Origin of the sequence: Pseudomonas sp. TH10, assembly GCF_016651255.1 — a bacterium.
Classification (GTDB): domain Bacteria; phylum Pseudomonadota; class Gammaproteobacteria; order Pseudomonadales; family Pseudomonadaceae; genus Aquipseudomonas.
In genome coordinates this window covers 1-14,025 of sequence record NZ_JAEKEG010000110.1, presented here as the reverse complement: position 1 = coordinate 14,025, position 14,025 = coordinate 1, and the positions used below count along the sequence as shown (strand labels likewise).

The window sequence follows — 14,025 nt, the reverse complement described above, 5'->3', positions numbered from 1 at the left end:
ACTGTGTCGAGCAATCGAGATGGGAAGGCGCGCAGTCTGGCGAATGCCGCTCATGAGCCCGGAGACCGGCCTGATCCATCCAGCGGCATCACGGTGGGCGATGCCAGGCTTTTTGCCGTCTATTCTTGTGCCTGCCCGCCGTTATCCAGCCTCAACGGAGAGCTCCCCCATGACTGATTCCCCCGAGCGCGACGAGCGCCATCTGGCGCGTATGCAGCGCAAAAAAGCCGTGATCGACGAACGCATCGCCAACTCGCCCGACGAGTGCGGCCTGGTGCTGGTGCTGACCGGTAATGGCAAAGGCAAGAGCAGCTCGGCGTTCGGCATGCTCGCCCGCGCCATGGGCCACGGCATGCAGTGTGGCGTGGTGCAGTTCATCAAGGGCCGCAACAGCACCGGCGAAGAGCTGTTCTTCCGCCGCTTCCCGGAGCAGGTACGGTTCCACGTCATGGGCGAAGGCTTCACCTGGGAGACCCAGGATCGTCAACGCGACATCGCCGCCGCCGAAGCCGCTTGGGCCGTCTCCCGTGAACTGCTGCGCGATCCATCGATCGGCCTGGTGGTGCTCGATGAATTGAACATCGCCCTCAAACACGGTTATCTCGATCTCGATCAGGTGCTCAGCGACTTGCAGGCACGTCCGCCGATGCAGCACGTGATCGTCACCGGTCGCGCGGCCAAGCCGGAAATGATCGAAATGGGCGACACAGTCACCGAAATGGGCATGCTCAAACACGCCTTCCAGGCTGGCATCAAAGCGCAGAAAGGCGTCGAGTTGTGAGTCAGCCTCGCTGTTGCCCGGCGGTACTCATTGCCGCGCCGGCCTCCGGTCAGGGCAAGACCACCGTCACCGCCGCGCTCGCCCGTTTGCATCGCAATCAGGGGCGCAAGGTGCGCGTTTTCAAATGCGGCCCGGACTTTCTCGATCCGATGATTCTCGAGCGCGCCAGCGGTGCGCCGGTTTATCAACTGGACATGTGGATGGTCGGCGAGCAGGAAAGTCGTCGTCTGTTGTGGGAAGCCGCCGCTGAGGCCGATCTGATCCTGATCGAAGGCGTCATGGGGCTGTTCGACGGCACGCCTTCCAGTGCCGATCTGGCGCGACATTTTGGTGTGCCGGTGCTGGCGGTGATCGACGGCACCGCCATGGCGCAGACCTTTGGCGCGTTGGCGCTGGGCCTGGCGAAGTATCAGCCGGATCTGCCGTTTGCCGGAGTGTTGGCCAACCGTGTCGGCACTTTGCGCCATGCGCAGTTGCTTGAAGGCAGCCTCACTGAAGGTTTGCGCTGGTACGGCGCGTTGTCTCGCGAGACCGGCATCGAACTGCCGAGTCGACATCTTGGTCTGGTCCAGGCCAGCGAACTGAATGACCTTGATATGCGCCTCGACGCGGCCGCCGACGCGCTGGCCAGCAGTTGCGAGGTAGCGCTGCCACCGGCTGTGGAATTTGCCGCGCCTGACGTAGTTGTCGCAGAACCGCTGCTCGCAGGCGTGCGCATCGCCGTGGCGCGTGATGAGGCCTTTGCATTTACCTATGGTGCGAGCCTGGAGCTGTTGCGGGCGATGGGCGCCGAGTTGCGGTTTTTCTCGCCGATTCGTGATGCCGCGTTGCCCGAGGCGGACAGCCTTTACCTGCCCGGTGGTTACCCGGAGTTGCATCACATTGCGCTGTCGCAAAACACCGCGATGCTCGACGCGATCCGTGCGCATCATGCGGCCGGCAAACCGTTACTCGCCGAGTGTGGCGGCATGTTGTATCTGCTCGATTCCTTGACCGACGTCGAAGGCACTCGCGCCGAGCTGGTCGGTTTGCTGGCGGGTGATGCGGTGATGCAAAAGCGTCTGGCGGCGTTGGCGCTGCAAGCGGTGGATCTGCCGGAAGGCTCTCTGCGTGGCCACACCTATCACCATTCGCTGACCACCACTGAGCTGACGCCGATTGCCCGTGGCTTGAGCCCGAATGGCGGGCGCGGGGCTGAGGCGGTTTATCGGGAAGGGCGGATGACGGCTTCTTATGTGCACTTCTATTTCCCGTCGAATCCTGTGGCTGTCGCGGCACTCTTTGCGCCTGACCGGGAGGGCGCCTTGCTCGCGAAAAGGCCATGACCGACGCCACATTCAGTCAGGCCGAACGCCAAGCCGTCTATAGAGCCATCGCCGAACGCCGCGACATGCGCCACTTCACTGGCGGCACAGTCGAGCCCGAATTGCTGCGCCGTTTGCTCGAAGCCGCCCATCAGGCCCCGAGCGTCGGTCTGATGCAGCCCTGGCGTTTTATCCGCATCAGCGACCGTACCCTGCGCGGCCAGATCCAGAGCCTCGTCGAAGAAGAACGCGTCCGTACCGCCGAAGCCCTGGGCGAGCACAGCGATGAATTCATGAAGCTCAAGGTCGAGGGCATCAACGACTGCGCCGAAGTGCTGGTGGCGGCGCTGATGGACGATCGCGAAAAACACATCTTCGGTCGCCGCACGCTACCGGAAATGGACATGGCGTCGTTGTCCTGTGCGATTCAGAACCTCTGGCTGGCCTCCCGTGCCGAAGGACTGGGCATGGGCTGGGTCTCGTTGTTCGAGCCGCAGGCGCTGGCCGATCTGTTGAAATTGCCGGCCGGGGCCAAGCCGCTGGCGGTGTTGTGTCTGGGCCCGGTCAAGGAATTTTATCCGGCGCCGATGCTGGTACTCGAAGGGTGGGCGCAGGCGCGTCCGCTCAATGAGTTGCTGTACGACAATTATTGGGGAGTGAGTCAATGAGTGTGGCGTTGTTGACTGTCGCCGCAGTTGCGCTGGATGCGTTGCTGGGTGAACCGAAACGCTGGCATCCGCTGGTGGCGTTCGGCAATTTTGCCGGGCGCATCGAGCAACGTTTCAATGCCGCCGGCCGAGGCTGGCGCAGTCATGGCGTCACGGCCTGGGTGATCGCGGTGCTGCCGTTGACGCTGCTCGCGACGGCATTTTCCTGGGCACCTTATGTCGGTTGGCTCGTCGAGATTCTCGCGCTGTATTGCGCCCTCGGCATGCGCAGCCTCGGTGAGCATGTCGCACCCGTGGCCAGTGCGTTGCGCGCGGATGATCTGGACGAAGCACGCAAGCGCGTCGGTTATCTGGTCAGCCGTCAGACCAGCGAACTGGATAAAACCGAAGTCGCCCGCGCCGCCACCGAATCGGTGCTGGAGAACGGCAGCGACGCGGTATTCGCCGCGCTGTTCTGGTTTGTCGTCGCCGGTGCGCCGGGCGTGGTGCTCTATCGCTTGAGCAATACGCTCGACGCGATGTGGGGTTATCGCAACGAACGTTTCGAACGTTTTGGCTGGGCAGCGGCAAAAATCGACGACGTGCTCAACTACATTCCTGCGCGGCTGGTGGCGTTGACCTACGCGCTGCTGGGTAAAACCAGACTGGCACTCAAATGCTGGCGGACCCAGGGGCCGACCTGGGACAGCCCCAACGCAGGTCCGGTGATGGCGGCGGGTGCCGGTGCGCTCGGTGTTGAGCTTGGCGGCCCAGCGATCTATCACGGCGAATTGCATGAGCGTCCGCAACTCGGCGAAGGCGCGCCAGCCGATGCCAATTCCATTGATCGCGGCTGGCAATTGGTGCAGCGCGGGGTATGGTTGTGGCTGCTGATTCTTTGCGTGGGGGCTGAATTCTATGCTTGAGCACGGTGGCCGCTTGCGCAAAGCGGCGCAGCAATACGGCATCGCCGAAAGCGATTGGCTTGACCTGTCCAGCGGTCTGGCACCGTGGCCATTTCCGGTTCCGGATATCCCGCTGCGCGCCTGGGCACGTTTGCCGGAAACCGACGATGGTCTGGAACAAGCTGCCTGCGACTACTACGGTGCTGCCCAGGTGCTGCCAGTGGCCGGTTCGCAAATGGCAATCCAGCTGCTGCCGCGTTTGCGCCGGGCCGGCAAGGTCGGCGTGCTGTCACCCTGTTACGCCGAGCACGCCGAAGCCTGGCGCCGCAGCGGCTACATCGTGCGTGAGGTCATGGAGCAGGAAGTCGAGTTTTTTCTCGACAGCCTCGACGTGCTGGTGGTGGTCAATCCGAACAATCCGACCGGCCTGAGCCTGACCCCGGCGCGCCTGCTCGACTGGCATGCGCGACTGGCGCAGCGCGGTGGCTGGCTGGTGGTCGATGAAGCGTTCATGGACAACTCACCACAACTCAGCCTGGCAGCCCATGCGCATCAGGTCGGCTTGATCGTATTGCGTTCGTTCGGCAAATTTTTCGGTCTGGCCGGGGTTCGTCTGGGGTTTGTGCTGGCCGAGCGCAAGTTGCTCAGGCTGCTTGCCGAACAGGTCGGGCCGTGGGCGGTCAGCGGGCCGACGCGGGTACTCGGGCAGGCCTGTCTGCTGGATACCCAAGGGCACATCGGGCAACGTTTGCGCACCGAGGCCGCCAGCAAACGCCTGGCACTGCTGCTCGAGCATTACGGCTTCGTACCACAGGGCGGCTGCGCGCTGTTCCAGTGGCTGATCACCGAGCGCGCCGAAGCACTGTATGAGTTCATGGCGCGGCGCGGCATCCTGTTGCGCCTGTTCACCCACAACAGCAGCCTGCGTTTTGGCCTGCCCGCCGAGGAAACCGACTGGGCACGCCTGGTGTCAGCCCTTGAAGCCTTCGTCGAGGAAGCACAATGACTACGTTGATGGTGCAGGGCACGACGTCCGACGCCGGCAAGAGCACCTTGGTGACCGCGCTGTGTCGTTGGGTGGTGCGCCAGGGTGTAGCGGTGGTGCCGTTCAAGCCGCAGAACATGGCGCTCAACAGCGCAGTGACCGCCGACGGCGGCGAGATCGGCCGTGCGCAGGCGGTGCAGGCCCAGGCCGCGAATCTCGAGCCTCACACCGACATGAATCCGGTGCTGCTCAAACCCAACAGCGACACCGGCGCGCAGGTGATCATCCATGGTCGCGCGGTCACCAGCATGAACGCCGTCGCCTATCACGACTACAAAGCCATCGCGATGAAAGCGGTGCTCGCCTCGCACGAGCGCCTCAGCGCGGCGTATCCGCTGGTGATGGTCGAAGGCGCAGGCTCGCCAGCGGAAATCAATCTGCGTGCCGGCGACATCGCCAACATGGGCTTTGCCGAAGCAGTCGATTGCCCGGTGCTGCTGATTGCCGACATCAATCGCGGTGGGGTTTTCGCGCACTTGGTCGGCACCCTGGAACTGCTATCGCCAAGTGAGCAGGCACGGGTCAAAGGCTTCATCATTAACCGTTTTCGCGGTGACATCGCCTTGTTGCAACCTGGCCTGGACTGGCTGGAAGCGCGCACTGGCAAACCGGTGATCGGCGTACTGCCGTACGTGATGGACCTGCACCTGGAAGCCGAGGATGGCATCGATCAACGCCAGGCCGACAAGGCGGACCAGGTGCTCAAGGTGGTGGTGCCGGTCCTGCCGCGCATCAGCAACCACACCGATTTCGACCCGTTGCGATTACATCCGCAGGTCGATCTGCAATTCGTTGGTCCGGGGCAGGCGATTCCTGCGGCGGATTTGATCATCCTGCCCGGCTCGAAAAGCGTGCGCAGTGACCTGGCGTATCTGCGCGCCAATGGCTGGGACGTGGCGATTGACCGTCACCTGCGTTACGGGGGCAAGCTGTTGGGCATCTGCGGCGGCCTGCAGATGCTCGGTGCGCAGGTGCATGATCCGCTGGGTCTGGAAGGGGCGCCCGGTTCCAGCGCAGGGCTGGGCCTGCTGGCCTTTGAAACCCGGCTGGAACAGGAGAAGCAACTGCGCAATGTGCGTGGTCGCCTGGCACTGGAAGATGCGCCGGTCAGCGGCTACGAAATCCATGCGGGCGTGACCACCGGCCCTGCGCTGGAGAATTCGGCAGTGCTGCTGGACGATGGCCGCTGTGATGGCGCGCAGAGCGCCGACGGGCAGATTTTCGGCACATACCTGCACGGTTTGTTCGAGTCGCCAGCGGCCTGCAGTGCGCTGCTGCGCTGGGCCGGTTTGCAGGATGTGCAGGAGGTGGACTATCACGGGCTGCGAGAGCGGGATATCGAGCGGTTGGCGGATCTGGTGGAGCAGCACCTCGATACCAGGCTGTTGCGTGAACTGTGTGGTATCTGAGTGCCCTATCGCCCCACCGAAGATTTCAAGGAACCCACCATGCTGCAACTGATCCTCGGCGGCGCCCGCTCCGGCAAAAGCCGCCTGGCCGAACGGCTCGCCACTGACAGTGAACTGGCTGTCACCTATATAGCCACCAGCCAGCCGCTGGACGGCGAAATGAGCGAACGGGTCGCCCACCATCGTGCGCGGCGGCCGGCCGAATGGGCATTGATCGAAGAACCGTTGGAACTGGCCCGCGTACTGCGCGAAAACGCCCGCGCCGATCGCTGCCTGCTGGTGGATTGCCTGACCCTGTGGCTCACCAATCTGCTGATGCTGGACAACGCCGAACGCCTGTCGGTCGAACGCGACGCTTTACTCGACTGCCTGGCGACTTTGCCGGGTGAAATCATTTTCGTCAGCAACGAGACCGGCATGGGCGTCGTACCGCTGGGCGAGTTGACCCGGCGCTACGTCGATGAGGCCGGCTGGCTGCATCAGGCGCTGGCCGAGCGCTGCCAGCGAGTCGTCCTCACCGTGGCCGGCCTGCCCCTGACTCTCAAAGGAACCGCGTTATGACCCAAGCCTGGTGGCTCAACCCGTGCAAACCCATAGACACTCACGCCGTCGAACAGGCTGAGGCTCGCCAACAGCAGCTGACCAAGCCCGCGGGTTCGCTGGGGCGGCTCGAGTCTGTGGCGGTGCAACTGGCCGGGTTGCAGGGTCAACTGAAGCCGACGCTTGATCAGGTGTGGATCGGCATTTTTGCCGGCGACCATGGCGTCGTTGCCGAAGGCGTCTCTGCGTATCCCCAGGAAGTGACCGGGCAGATGCTGCACAACTTCGTCAGCGGCGGCGCGGCAATCAGCGTGCTGGCACGGCAACTGGGTGCGGCCCTGGAAGTGGTCGATCTCGGTACCGTCAACCCGGGCCTCGAGCTCACAGGCGTGCGGCACCTGAACATCGGCCCGGGCACGGCGAATTTCGCCGTGACTGCGGCGATGACTGCAGCGCAGGGCGCGCTGGCTTTGCAGGCGGGCCGCGACAGCGTCCACCGTGCCATAGCTGGCGGCGCCCAGCTGTTTATCGGCGGCGAAATGGGCATTGGCAACACCACCGCCGCCAGCGCCCTGGCCTGTGCATTACTCGATTGCCCGGTAGTGCAAATGACCGGGCCTGGCACCGGACTGAACGCCGCAGGCGTCAGCCATAAAGCCCAGGTCATCGAGCGCGCGCTGGCACTGCACAGTGCCCAGCGTGGCGATCCGTTGCAGACGCTGTTCAACCTCGGCGGTTTCGAGATTGCCGCACTGGTGGGCGCCTATCTGGCCTGTGCCCAGGAAGGGGTGGCGGTGCTGGTGGACGGCTTTATCTGCAGCGTTGCCGCGCTGGTGGCCGTGCGGCTGAATCCGGCGTGCCGGCAATGGCTGCTGTTTGGGCATTGTGGCGCCGAGCCGGGGCATCGGCAGGTGCTCGAGACGCTCGACGCCGAACCCTTGCTGGCGCTCGGCCTGCGCCTGGGCGAAGGCAGTGGTGCCGCGCTGGCCGTGCCCTTGCTGCGCCTGGCCTGTGACCTTCACGGGCAGATGGCGACCTTTGCCGAAGCCGCCGTCGCGGACCGCCCGGCATGACCCTGCGCCTGGACGTGTTGCGCCACGGTGAAACCGAACTGGGCGGCGGCCTGCGCGGCAGCATCGACGACGCGCTCACCGACTCCGGTTGGGCACAGATGCGTGCCGCGGTGGCGGATCAGGGGCCTTGGGATCGCCTGGTCAGCTCACCCTTGCAACGCTGCGCGCGGTTTGCAGAGGAGCTCGGCGCGCAACTGGGCGTGCCGGTGCATCAGGACAAGGCTCTGCAGGAGCTGCATTTCGGCGCCTGGGAAGGGCAGAGCGCTGCGGCGCTGATGGAAACCGACGCCGAGGGCCTGGGCTTGTTCTGGGCCGATCCGTATTCGTTCACCCCGCCTCAGGGCGAGCCGGTCGAGGATTTCTCCGCGCGGGTGCTGGGCGCCGTCGAGCGTTTGCGCGCCACATATGCCGGGGAGCGGGTCTTGCTGGTCAGTCACGGCGGAGTGATGCGCCTGCTGCTGGCGCGGGCCCGGGGTTGCCCCGTGAGCAACTGCTGAATGTCGAAGTCGGCCACGGTACGATGTTTGCCCTGGCCGTTGAATCCGCTGGACTGTTGCGGGAAGCGAACTGAGCATGCTGCCATTCTGGATCGCCCTGCAATTCCTCAGCAGCCTGCCGGTACGCCTCCCGGGCATGCCGACACCTCAGGAGCTCGGGCGCTCACTGCTGTTTTATCCGCTGGTGGGGTTGCTGTTTGGCGTAATTTTGTGGGGGCTGAACGGCCTCCTCAATGGCAGCCCTTTAATGCTGCACGCTGCACTGTTGCTGACGGCCTGGGTGCTGTTGAGCGGCGGCTTGCACCTCGATGGCCTGGCCGACAGCGCTGATGCGTGGCTTGGCGGTTTTGGCGACCGTGAACGCACCCTGACCATCATGAAGGACCCGCGCAGCGGACCGATCGCAGTGGTTACGCTGGTGCTGGTATTGCTGCTTAAATTTGCCGCGTTGCTGGCGTTGATCGATCAGCACCATGGGGTTTATTTGCTGGTAGTCCCGCTGATTGGGCGCGCTGCCTTGCTGGGGCTGTTTCTGACCACGCCTTATGCGCGTGCCGGCGGGCTGGGGCAGGCGCTGGCTGATCATCTGCCGCGCTCGGCGGGCAAGCGGGTGCTGGCACTCAGTGCATTGGCCTGTGTGCTACTGGCGGGGCTCAATGGGGTGTTTGCGCTGATCATGGCCGGGTTGGCGTTTGCCTGGCTGCGGCAGGTGATGCTGCGGCGATTGGGTGGGACCACCGGGGATACGGCGGGGGCGCTGCTGGAGTTGCTGGAGGTTGGGGTGTTGGTTGGGTTGGTGTTGGTCTGATTAGACATGATTGCCTGTGGGAGCAAAGCTTGCTCGCGATCGCGTGCTACCAGGCGACATGGCTGCTGAATGTCACATCCCCATCGCGAGCAAGCTTTGCTCCTGCGGTTGCTGCAGAAAACTTGATTAATCTCACTCGCGGGTATATACACGCATCATGCTTTCTTCTCAGTGTTTGTGCACCAACCTGCGTCGCGCCGCGCGTGGCGTCAGCAGGCATTACGACGGCGCTCTCGATGGCTTCGGGATCAACGTTGCCCAGTATTCTCTGCTGTGCAACCTGCAACGTCTGGATCAACCGAGCATCTCCGAACTCGCCGAGGCCATGGGCCTGGATCGCAGCACCCTGGGACGCAATGTGCGCGTGCTGGAGGGTGAAGGGTTGGTGGCGCTGGCGGAGGGTGCAGACATGCGCAACCGCATCGTCCGGCTCACCGAAACCGGTGCGCAACGCCTGGCGGCGGCCTTGCCTGCCTGGGAGGCTGCGCAACAGCGGCTGGTTGATCGCCTGGGGGCGGAAAAACGCGAAACCTTGCTCAAACTGCTGGACGAACTGGCGTGAAGCCGGCGCGTTCGATCATAAGCGGGTATATACCCGCTATCGGAGAATAATAATGACATCGATGTGGCGTACGTGCGGTTGGGTGTTGCTGGGCAGTGCGCTGATTCTTGCGTTGTCGCTGGGCGTTCGCCATGGCTTTGGTCTGTTCCTGGCGCCGATGAGTGCCGAGTTTGGCTGGGGCCGCGAAACCTTTGCCTTTGCCATCGCCCTGCAGAATCTGATCTGGGGCCTGGCGCAACCCTTCACCGGCGCCCTGGCGGATCGTTTTGGCGCGGCCAAGGTGGTGCTGATCGGCGGGGTGCTATACGCCGCGGGGCTGGTGTGCATGGGCCTTTCCGATTCGGCAGTGACCTTATCCTTGAGTGCCGGCCTGCTGATCGGTATCGGCCTGTCAGGCACGTCGTTTTCAGTAATCCTCGGCGTGGTCGGGCGCGCCGTGCCGCCGGAGAAACGCAGCATGGGCATGGGCATTGCCAGCGCTGCCGGCTCCTTCGGCCAATTCGCCATGTTACCGGGCACCCTGGGGTTGATTGGCTGGCTCGGCTGGTCAGCAGCGTTGCTGGTGCTGGGCCTGCTGGTGGCGATGATCGTGCCGTTGGTGAGCATGCTCAAAGACAAGCCGCTGCCGCTGGCCGGCCATGAACAGACGCTGTCCGAAGCCCTGCGTGAGGCATGTTCGCATTCGGGGTTCTGGCTGTTGGCGTTCGGTTTTTTCGTCTGTGGTTTTCAGGTGGTGTTTATCGGTGTGCATTTGCCGGCCTATCTGGTCGATCAGCATCTGCCGGCAACTGTCGGCACCACCGTTCTGGCGCTGATCGGGCTGTTCAATATCTTTGGCACCTACACCGCCGGCTGGCTCGGTGGGCGCATGTCGAAACCACGCTTGCTGACCGGGTTGTACCTGCTGCGCGCGGTGGTCATCGGGTTGTTCCTGTGGGCGCCCGTCACCACCACCACCGCGTATCTGTTCGGCATGGCCATGGGCTTCCTGTGGTTGTCGACGGTGCCGTTGACCAACGGTACGGTGGCGACCTTGTTCGGCGTGCGCAACCTGTCCATGCTTGGTGGCATCGTGTTCCTGTTCCATCAGCTTGGCTCTTTTCTGGGCGGCTGGCTGGGCGGGGTGGTGTATGACCGGACCGGGAGCTATGACTTGATCTGGCAAGTGGCGATTCTCCTCAGCCTGTTGGCGGCGGCCCTTAACTGGCCGGTGCGCGAGCGGCCCGTGGCGCGGTTGCAGACGCAGTTGAGTGCGTCGTGAGCCGTCTTTGGTCGCGTATTGCCCTGGCGGCGGCTGGTGCCTTGCTGCTGGCCCTGGCGTGGTGGGGCTGGCACCAGGGCGGGCTGGCATTGATGCAGTTGGGCATGGGCGTTTGTTAGAGCTGTTTGCCTGACTGGTGCTTGCTAGAAAGAGGTGCGCGCGAGTAACTTCGCTCTGACGACCTTCTCAAGGATGCACGGATATGTTGACGCGCTGGTTAGCCGTTCCCGCGTTACTGATTGCGTTTTCTGGACTGGCCCAGGCAGCCGAATGCCCGGAACTGCTACAGGGCTCGCTACCGAAGTTGCGCGCCAAGGAATCGATCGATTTGTGCCAGCGCTTTGCTGGCAAGCCGCTGGTGGTGGTCAATACCGCCAGCTTCTGTGGGTTCGCCCCGCAGTTCAAGAGCCTTGAAGCGCTCAATCAGCGCTACAAGGCGCAGGGCCTGGAGGTGATCGGCGTGCCCTCCAACGACTTCAAGCAGGAGTCCAAGGACGACGCCGAGACCGCCAAGGTCTGCTACGTCAATTACGGTGTGACGTTCACCATGACCGAGCCGCAGAAAGTGCGGGGTGACGACGCGACTCACCTGTTCAAGGTGCTTGCCGAACAGACTGGCGCGCCGAAATGGAATTTCTACAAATACGTGGTCGATCGCCAGGGCAAGGTGATCGCCAATTTCTCCAGCCTGACCAAGCCCGACGACCCCGAGTTTATCGCTGCTGTCGAGAAGGCCATCGCCTCGCAACCCTGATCGACGCCCATTAAAAAGCCCCGCTTCTGTCACACAGAGCGGGGCTTTTTTGATTCAGGCGCGCAAGGCGTCTCTCATCAGAAGCGGTAGGTCGCGCCTACACCGAAACCATTCGCCCAGTTTTCATACTTGGCGTTGTAGCTCTGGCCACGGTCGTTGCTGTTGTTGACCTTGACTGCTTCTTCGCGCAGGTACGAATACGCCACGTCGATGGTCAGGTCGTCGGTCGGGCTCCAGCCGGCGCCCAGGCTGAAAATCTTGCGATCGCCAGTCGGAATGCGTGGGGAGCGGTCGACGTTGTTGGTCGGCGCCTGGTCGAAGGACAGGCCGGTACGCAGTACCCATTGCTTGTTCAGCTGGTAGGACGCGCCGATGGCGTGAGCCCAGGTGTCGTGCCAGTTCTGGTCTTCAGTGATGCTGCCGAATTGGCCATTGAGCACCCCGGGTACACCACTGTTTTCCACGGTGATTTCTTTCAGGCGGCTCCAGCGGGTCCAGGTGCTGCCGGCGTACAGGGTCCACTGGTCATCAAGCTGATGGGTCACCGAGAAGTCGACCGACTCAGGCGTCGTCAGGTCCAGGGATGCGTCGTACTTCTGGCTCGGGTTCTGGCCGATCAGGCCCAGGACGTTGTAGTTGACCTTGGTGTTGCCTTCGAGCTTGTAGTCGACTTTCGAGTGGTATGTCAGGCCCAGGCGGGTGCTGTCGGTGGCTTGTACCAGCACGCCGATGTTGTATCCCAGCGCGGTGTCGTCACCCTTGATCTTGACTTCGCCATCGCCGGCGGCCTGGGTGATCGACAGGTTCGATTCCAGTTTGCCGTCGATGCGGTTGATGGTCGGGCCGAAGCCGATCGACACCTTGTCATTGAAGGCGTAGCTGACGGTCGGTTGCAGGGTCACGACTTTAACGTCGCTCTTGCTGCCGAAGTAGCGGCCGCCGAAGTTGCTCTCGTAGTCGGTCACCAGGCCGAAGGGTGCATAGACGCCTACGCCCACTGCCCACTTGTCATCGATCGGCTTGACGTAATAGCCCATCGGTACGGCGATGAAAGGGACCATATCACCGTGGTTGGTGCCGCCGTTCGGGCTGGAGCTGGCGTGGCTGATATCTGTATGTGCGTCGAGCATTGCAGCACCGCCGGTGACTTGTTCGCGCTTGATGCGCGACATGCCGGCAGGGTTGCCAAAAATGGTGCTTGCGTCATCGGCAGAGGAAGATCGCCCGGCAAAACCTGTACCCATCCCGCTGATACTTTGTTCGTTGATGGCAAAGCCAGCTGCAAAGATCTGGGTGGATGCCAAGGTAACGGCGAGGCTAAGGGTGGTTTTGAGCATTACTTTTTTCATTATTAGAACTCCTGGTGATCACCGGGGCGAAAATTACCAACATTTTCGTCCCAGCGCTATAGGCCGTATGCCTTGAGTTAGAGCGGTTTTGTAGGACAATCCGACCAGAATCGCGACCTGTTGGCAGATCTTCTGAAACCAGTCGGTCAGCAAGCGACCTGATTCAATGTTGAAACACAGGTTTGCCAGGCGTAAGTGAAGTCGCGCAGACGACCTTGGGGTTGAAAGGTCTGGCGCCAGATACGCGCCATTCCCAGCAAATCGTTTGAGTCGGGGAGGGTGGGGTTTTGCTCTTCGACCAGCAGCCAGGCGATGGCGGTGGCGTAACGCAGGTTGACGGTCAATTCCAGATGCGGGCTGCTGAGGAACGCATGCTGGCTCGCCAGGCCGCGCACCAGGCTGGCGCGCTCCGGGTCCAGGGCCAGGTAATGATCCCAGAGCGCCTGGTGGCGCGGTTCGGCAATGCGGTACAGGCCGTGGCCCCGGCGGTCATGCAGGGCAGAGCCGAGAGCAGATTGGCTGGCGGCGATGCCCAGCAGCAGAGATTCGGCAGTCGCGCTGTGGCGTCCCAGGTAGATCAGCGTGGGACGGATCACGTAGCGGCACAGTTCGCTGGCAGCGATACCCATAAAACCCTCGGTTCTTGTTATTAATGGCGAGACCTGAAGGGGGCTTGGCAGCAGTGGATCGGTTCAGGCTCGCCGCAAGCGGATCACGCCGCTTGAGTTGAAGTGTAGTGTCATATTCGCGACGTAAAGGCCTGTTTTTAAAATATTTCCGGCTCCGAGTTATAACCGTTATATCCGTTGGTGCTTAAGCGCCAGCGGCCAAAAGTGAAACATCGGGCAATAAAAAGCCCCGCATTTTGTGCGGGGCTTTTGCTTTTGCAGCCTTTTCGGCTTTCAGGCAACCAGTGCCTGACGTGTACGGTCGATCACGGCCTGCAGCGGTTCAGCGCTGGAGTATTGATCTGGGTACAGACGTTCGCTGTGACGAGCGATGCCGTGTTCGTTAACCAGAGTGAAGCTGAAGCAGCCTTTGCGAGCGGCCATGATCAGGCAGTTCATTGGTGCAAAAGCGTTGGTTAGGG

Annotated in this window: 16 protein-coding genes and 1 pseudogene; 14 read left to right on the top strand and 3 right to left on the bottom strand. The window is 62.6% G+C overall.

The window, feature by feature from the left end; all coding sequences use genetic code 11:
* Window positions 1-169: 169 nt before the first annotated feature.
* From cobO to JFT80_RS17195, 14 genes and pseudogenes are all read left to right on the top strand, one after another.
* On the top strand, window positions 170-781 hold the full coding sequence (gene cobO / locus JFT80_RS17255; protein ID WP_003223053.1) for a cob(I)yrinic acid a,c-diamide adenosyltransferase: 612 nt from the start codon (window positions 170-172) through the stop codon (window positions 779-781).
* Window positions 778-2,106, top strand: a complete 1,329-nt coding sequence (locus tag JFT80_RS17250; RefSeq protein WP_201148678.1) for a cobyrinate a,c-diamide synthase — start codon at window positions 778-780, stop codon at window positions 2,104-2,106. The genes cobO and JFT80_RS17250 overlap by 4 nt, the downstream gene beginning before the upstream one ends.
* A complete protein-coding gene (gene bluB / locus JFT80_RS17245) occupies window positions 2,103-2,753 on the top strand; it encodes a 5,6-dimethylbenzimidazole synthase (RefSeq protein ID WP_201148677.1) in 651 nt (216 codons plus the stop codon). Before JFT80_RS17250 ends, bluB begins: the two co-directional genes overlap by 4 nt.
* Window positions 2,750-3,658 carry an adenosylcobinamide-phosphate synthase CbiB gene (cbiB, locus tag JFT80_RS17240; protein WP_201148676.1) on the top strand — a complete coding sequence of 303 codons (909 nt, stop codon included), beginning with the start codon at window positions 2,750-2,752 and terminating at the stop codon, window positions 3,656-3,658. The genes bluB and cbiB overlap by 4 nt, the downstream gene beginning before the upstream one ends.
* Window positions 3,651-4,643: a threonine-phosphate decarboxylase CobD gene (gene cobD / locus JFT80_RS17235; RefSeq protein ID WP_201148675.1), complete on the top strand. Its 993-nt coding sequence runs from the start codon at window positions 3,651-3,653 to the stop codon at window positions 4,641-4,643. The genes cbiB and cobD overlap by 8 nt, the downstream gene beginning before the upstream one ends.
* Window positions 4,640-6,091: a cobyric acid synthase gene (locus JFT80_RS17230; RefSeq protein WP_201148674.1), complete on the top strand. Its 1,452-nt coding sequence runs from the start codon at window positions 4,640-4,642 to the stop codon at window positions 6,089-6,091. Before cobD ends, JFT80_RS17230 begins: the two co-directional genes overlap by 4 nt.
* Before the next feature lie 39 nt (window positions 6,092-6,130).
* Window positions 6,131-6,652 (top strand): bifunctional adenosylcobinamide kinase/adenosylcobinamide-phosphate guanylyltransferase, encoded by a 522-nt coding sequence (cobU, locus tag JFT80_RS17225; RefSeq protein WP_201148673.1) that lies wholly within the window; start codon window positions 6,131-6,133, stop codon window positions 6,650-6,652.
* Window positions 6,649-7,704, top strand: coding sequence for a nicotinate-nucleotide--dimethylbenzimidazole phosphoribosyltransferase (gene cobT / locus JFT80_RS17220; RefSeq protein WP_201148672.1), 1,056 nt, complete (start codon window positions 6,649-6,651; stop codon window positions 7,702-7,704). Before cobU ends, cobT begins: the two co-directional genes overlap by 4 nt.
* Window positions 7,701-8,275 (top strand): annotated as a pseudogene (cobC, locus tag JFT80_RS17215) (alpha-ribazole phosphatase family protein). Before cobT ends, cobC begins: the two are co-directional and overlap by 4 nt.
* A 2-nt stretch (window positions 8,276-8,277) precedes the next feature.
* The gene (locus tag JFT80_RS17210) at window positions 8,278-9,009 is read left to right on the top strand and encodes an adenosylcobinamide-GDP ribazoletransferase (RefSeq protein WP_201148671.1); all 732 of its coding nucleotides are present in this window, start codon (window positions 8,278-8,280) and stop codon (window positions 9,007-9,009) included.
* 157 nt (window positions 9,010-9,166) lie between these two features.
* Window positions 9,167-9,571 (top strand): MarR family winged helix-turn-helix transcriptional regulator, encoded by a 405-nt coding sequence (locus JFT80_RS17205; RefSeq protein WP_201148670.1) that lies wholly within the window; start codon window positions 9,167-9,169, stop codon window positions 9,569-9,571.
* Window positions 9,572-9,623: 52 nt separating this feature from the next.
* Window positions 9,624-10,832, top strand: coding sequence for an MFS transporter (locus JFT80_RS17200; RefSeq protein ID WP_201148669.1), 1,209 nt, complete (start codon window positions 9,624-9,626; stop codon window positions 10,830-10,832).
* Complete coding sequence (locus JFT80_RS24885) at window positions 10,829-10,951, top strand: hypothetical protein (protein ID WP_263868409.1); 123 nt, start codon at window positions 10,829-10,831, stop codon at window positions 10,949-10,951. Before JFT80_RS17200 ends, JFT80_RS24885 begins: the two co-directional genes overlap by 4 nt.
* An 83-nt stretch (window positions 10,952-11,034) precedes the next feature.
* Window positions 11,035-11,586: a glutathione peroxidase gene (locus JFT80_RS17195; protein ID WP_122838010.1), complete on the top strand. Its 552-nt coding sequence runs from the start codon at window positions 11,035-11,037 to the stop codon at window positions 11,584-11,586.
* 77 nt (window positions 11,587-11,663) lie between these two features.
* Here the strand turns inward: JFT80_RS17195 and JFT80_RS17190 are convergent, their stop codons facing one another.
* The 3 genes from JFT80_RS17190 to JFT80_RS17180 all read right to left on the bottom strand — a co-directional run.
* On the bottom strand, window positions 11,664-12,935 hold the full coding sequence (locus JFT80_RS17190; RefSeq protein WP_201148668.1) for an OmpP1/FadL family transporter: 1,272 nt from the start codon (window positions 12,933-12,935) through the stop codon (window positions 11,664-11,666).
* A gap of 146 nt (window positions 12,936-13,081) precedes the next feature.
* Window positions 13,082-13,564, bottom strand: a complete 483-nt coding sequence (locus JFT80_RS17185; protein ID WP_201148667.1) for a hypothetical protein — start codon at window positions 13,562-13,564, stop codon at window positions 13,082-13,084.
* A gap of 273 nt (window positions 13,565-13,837) precedes the next feature.
* A partial coding sequence (locus JFT80_RS17180) for a hypothetical protein (RefSeq protein ID WP_201148666.1) occupies window positions 13,838-14,025 on the bottom strand: 188 nt, incomplete at its 5' end.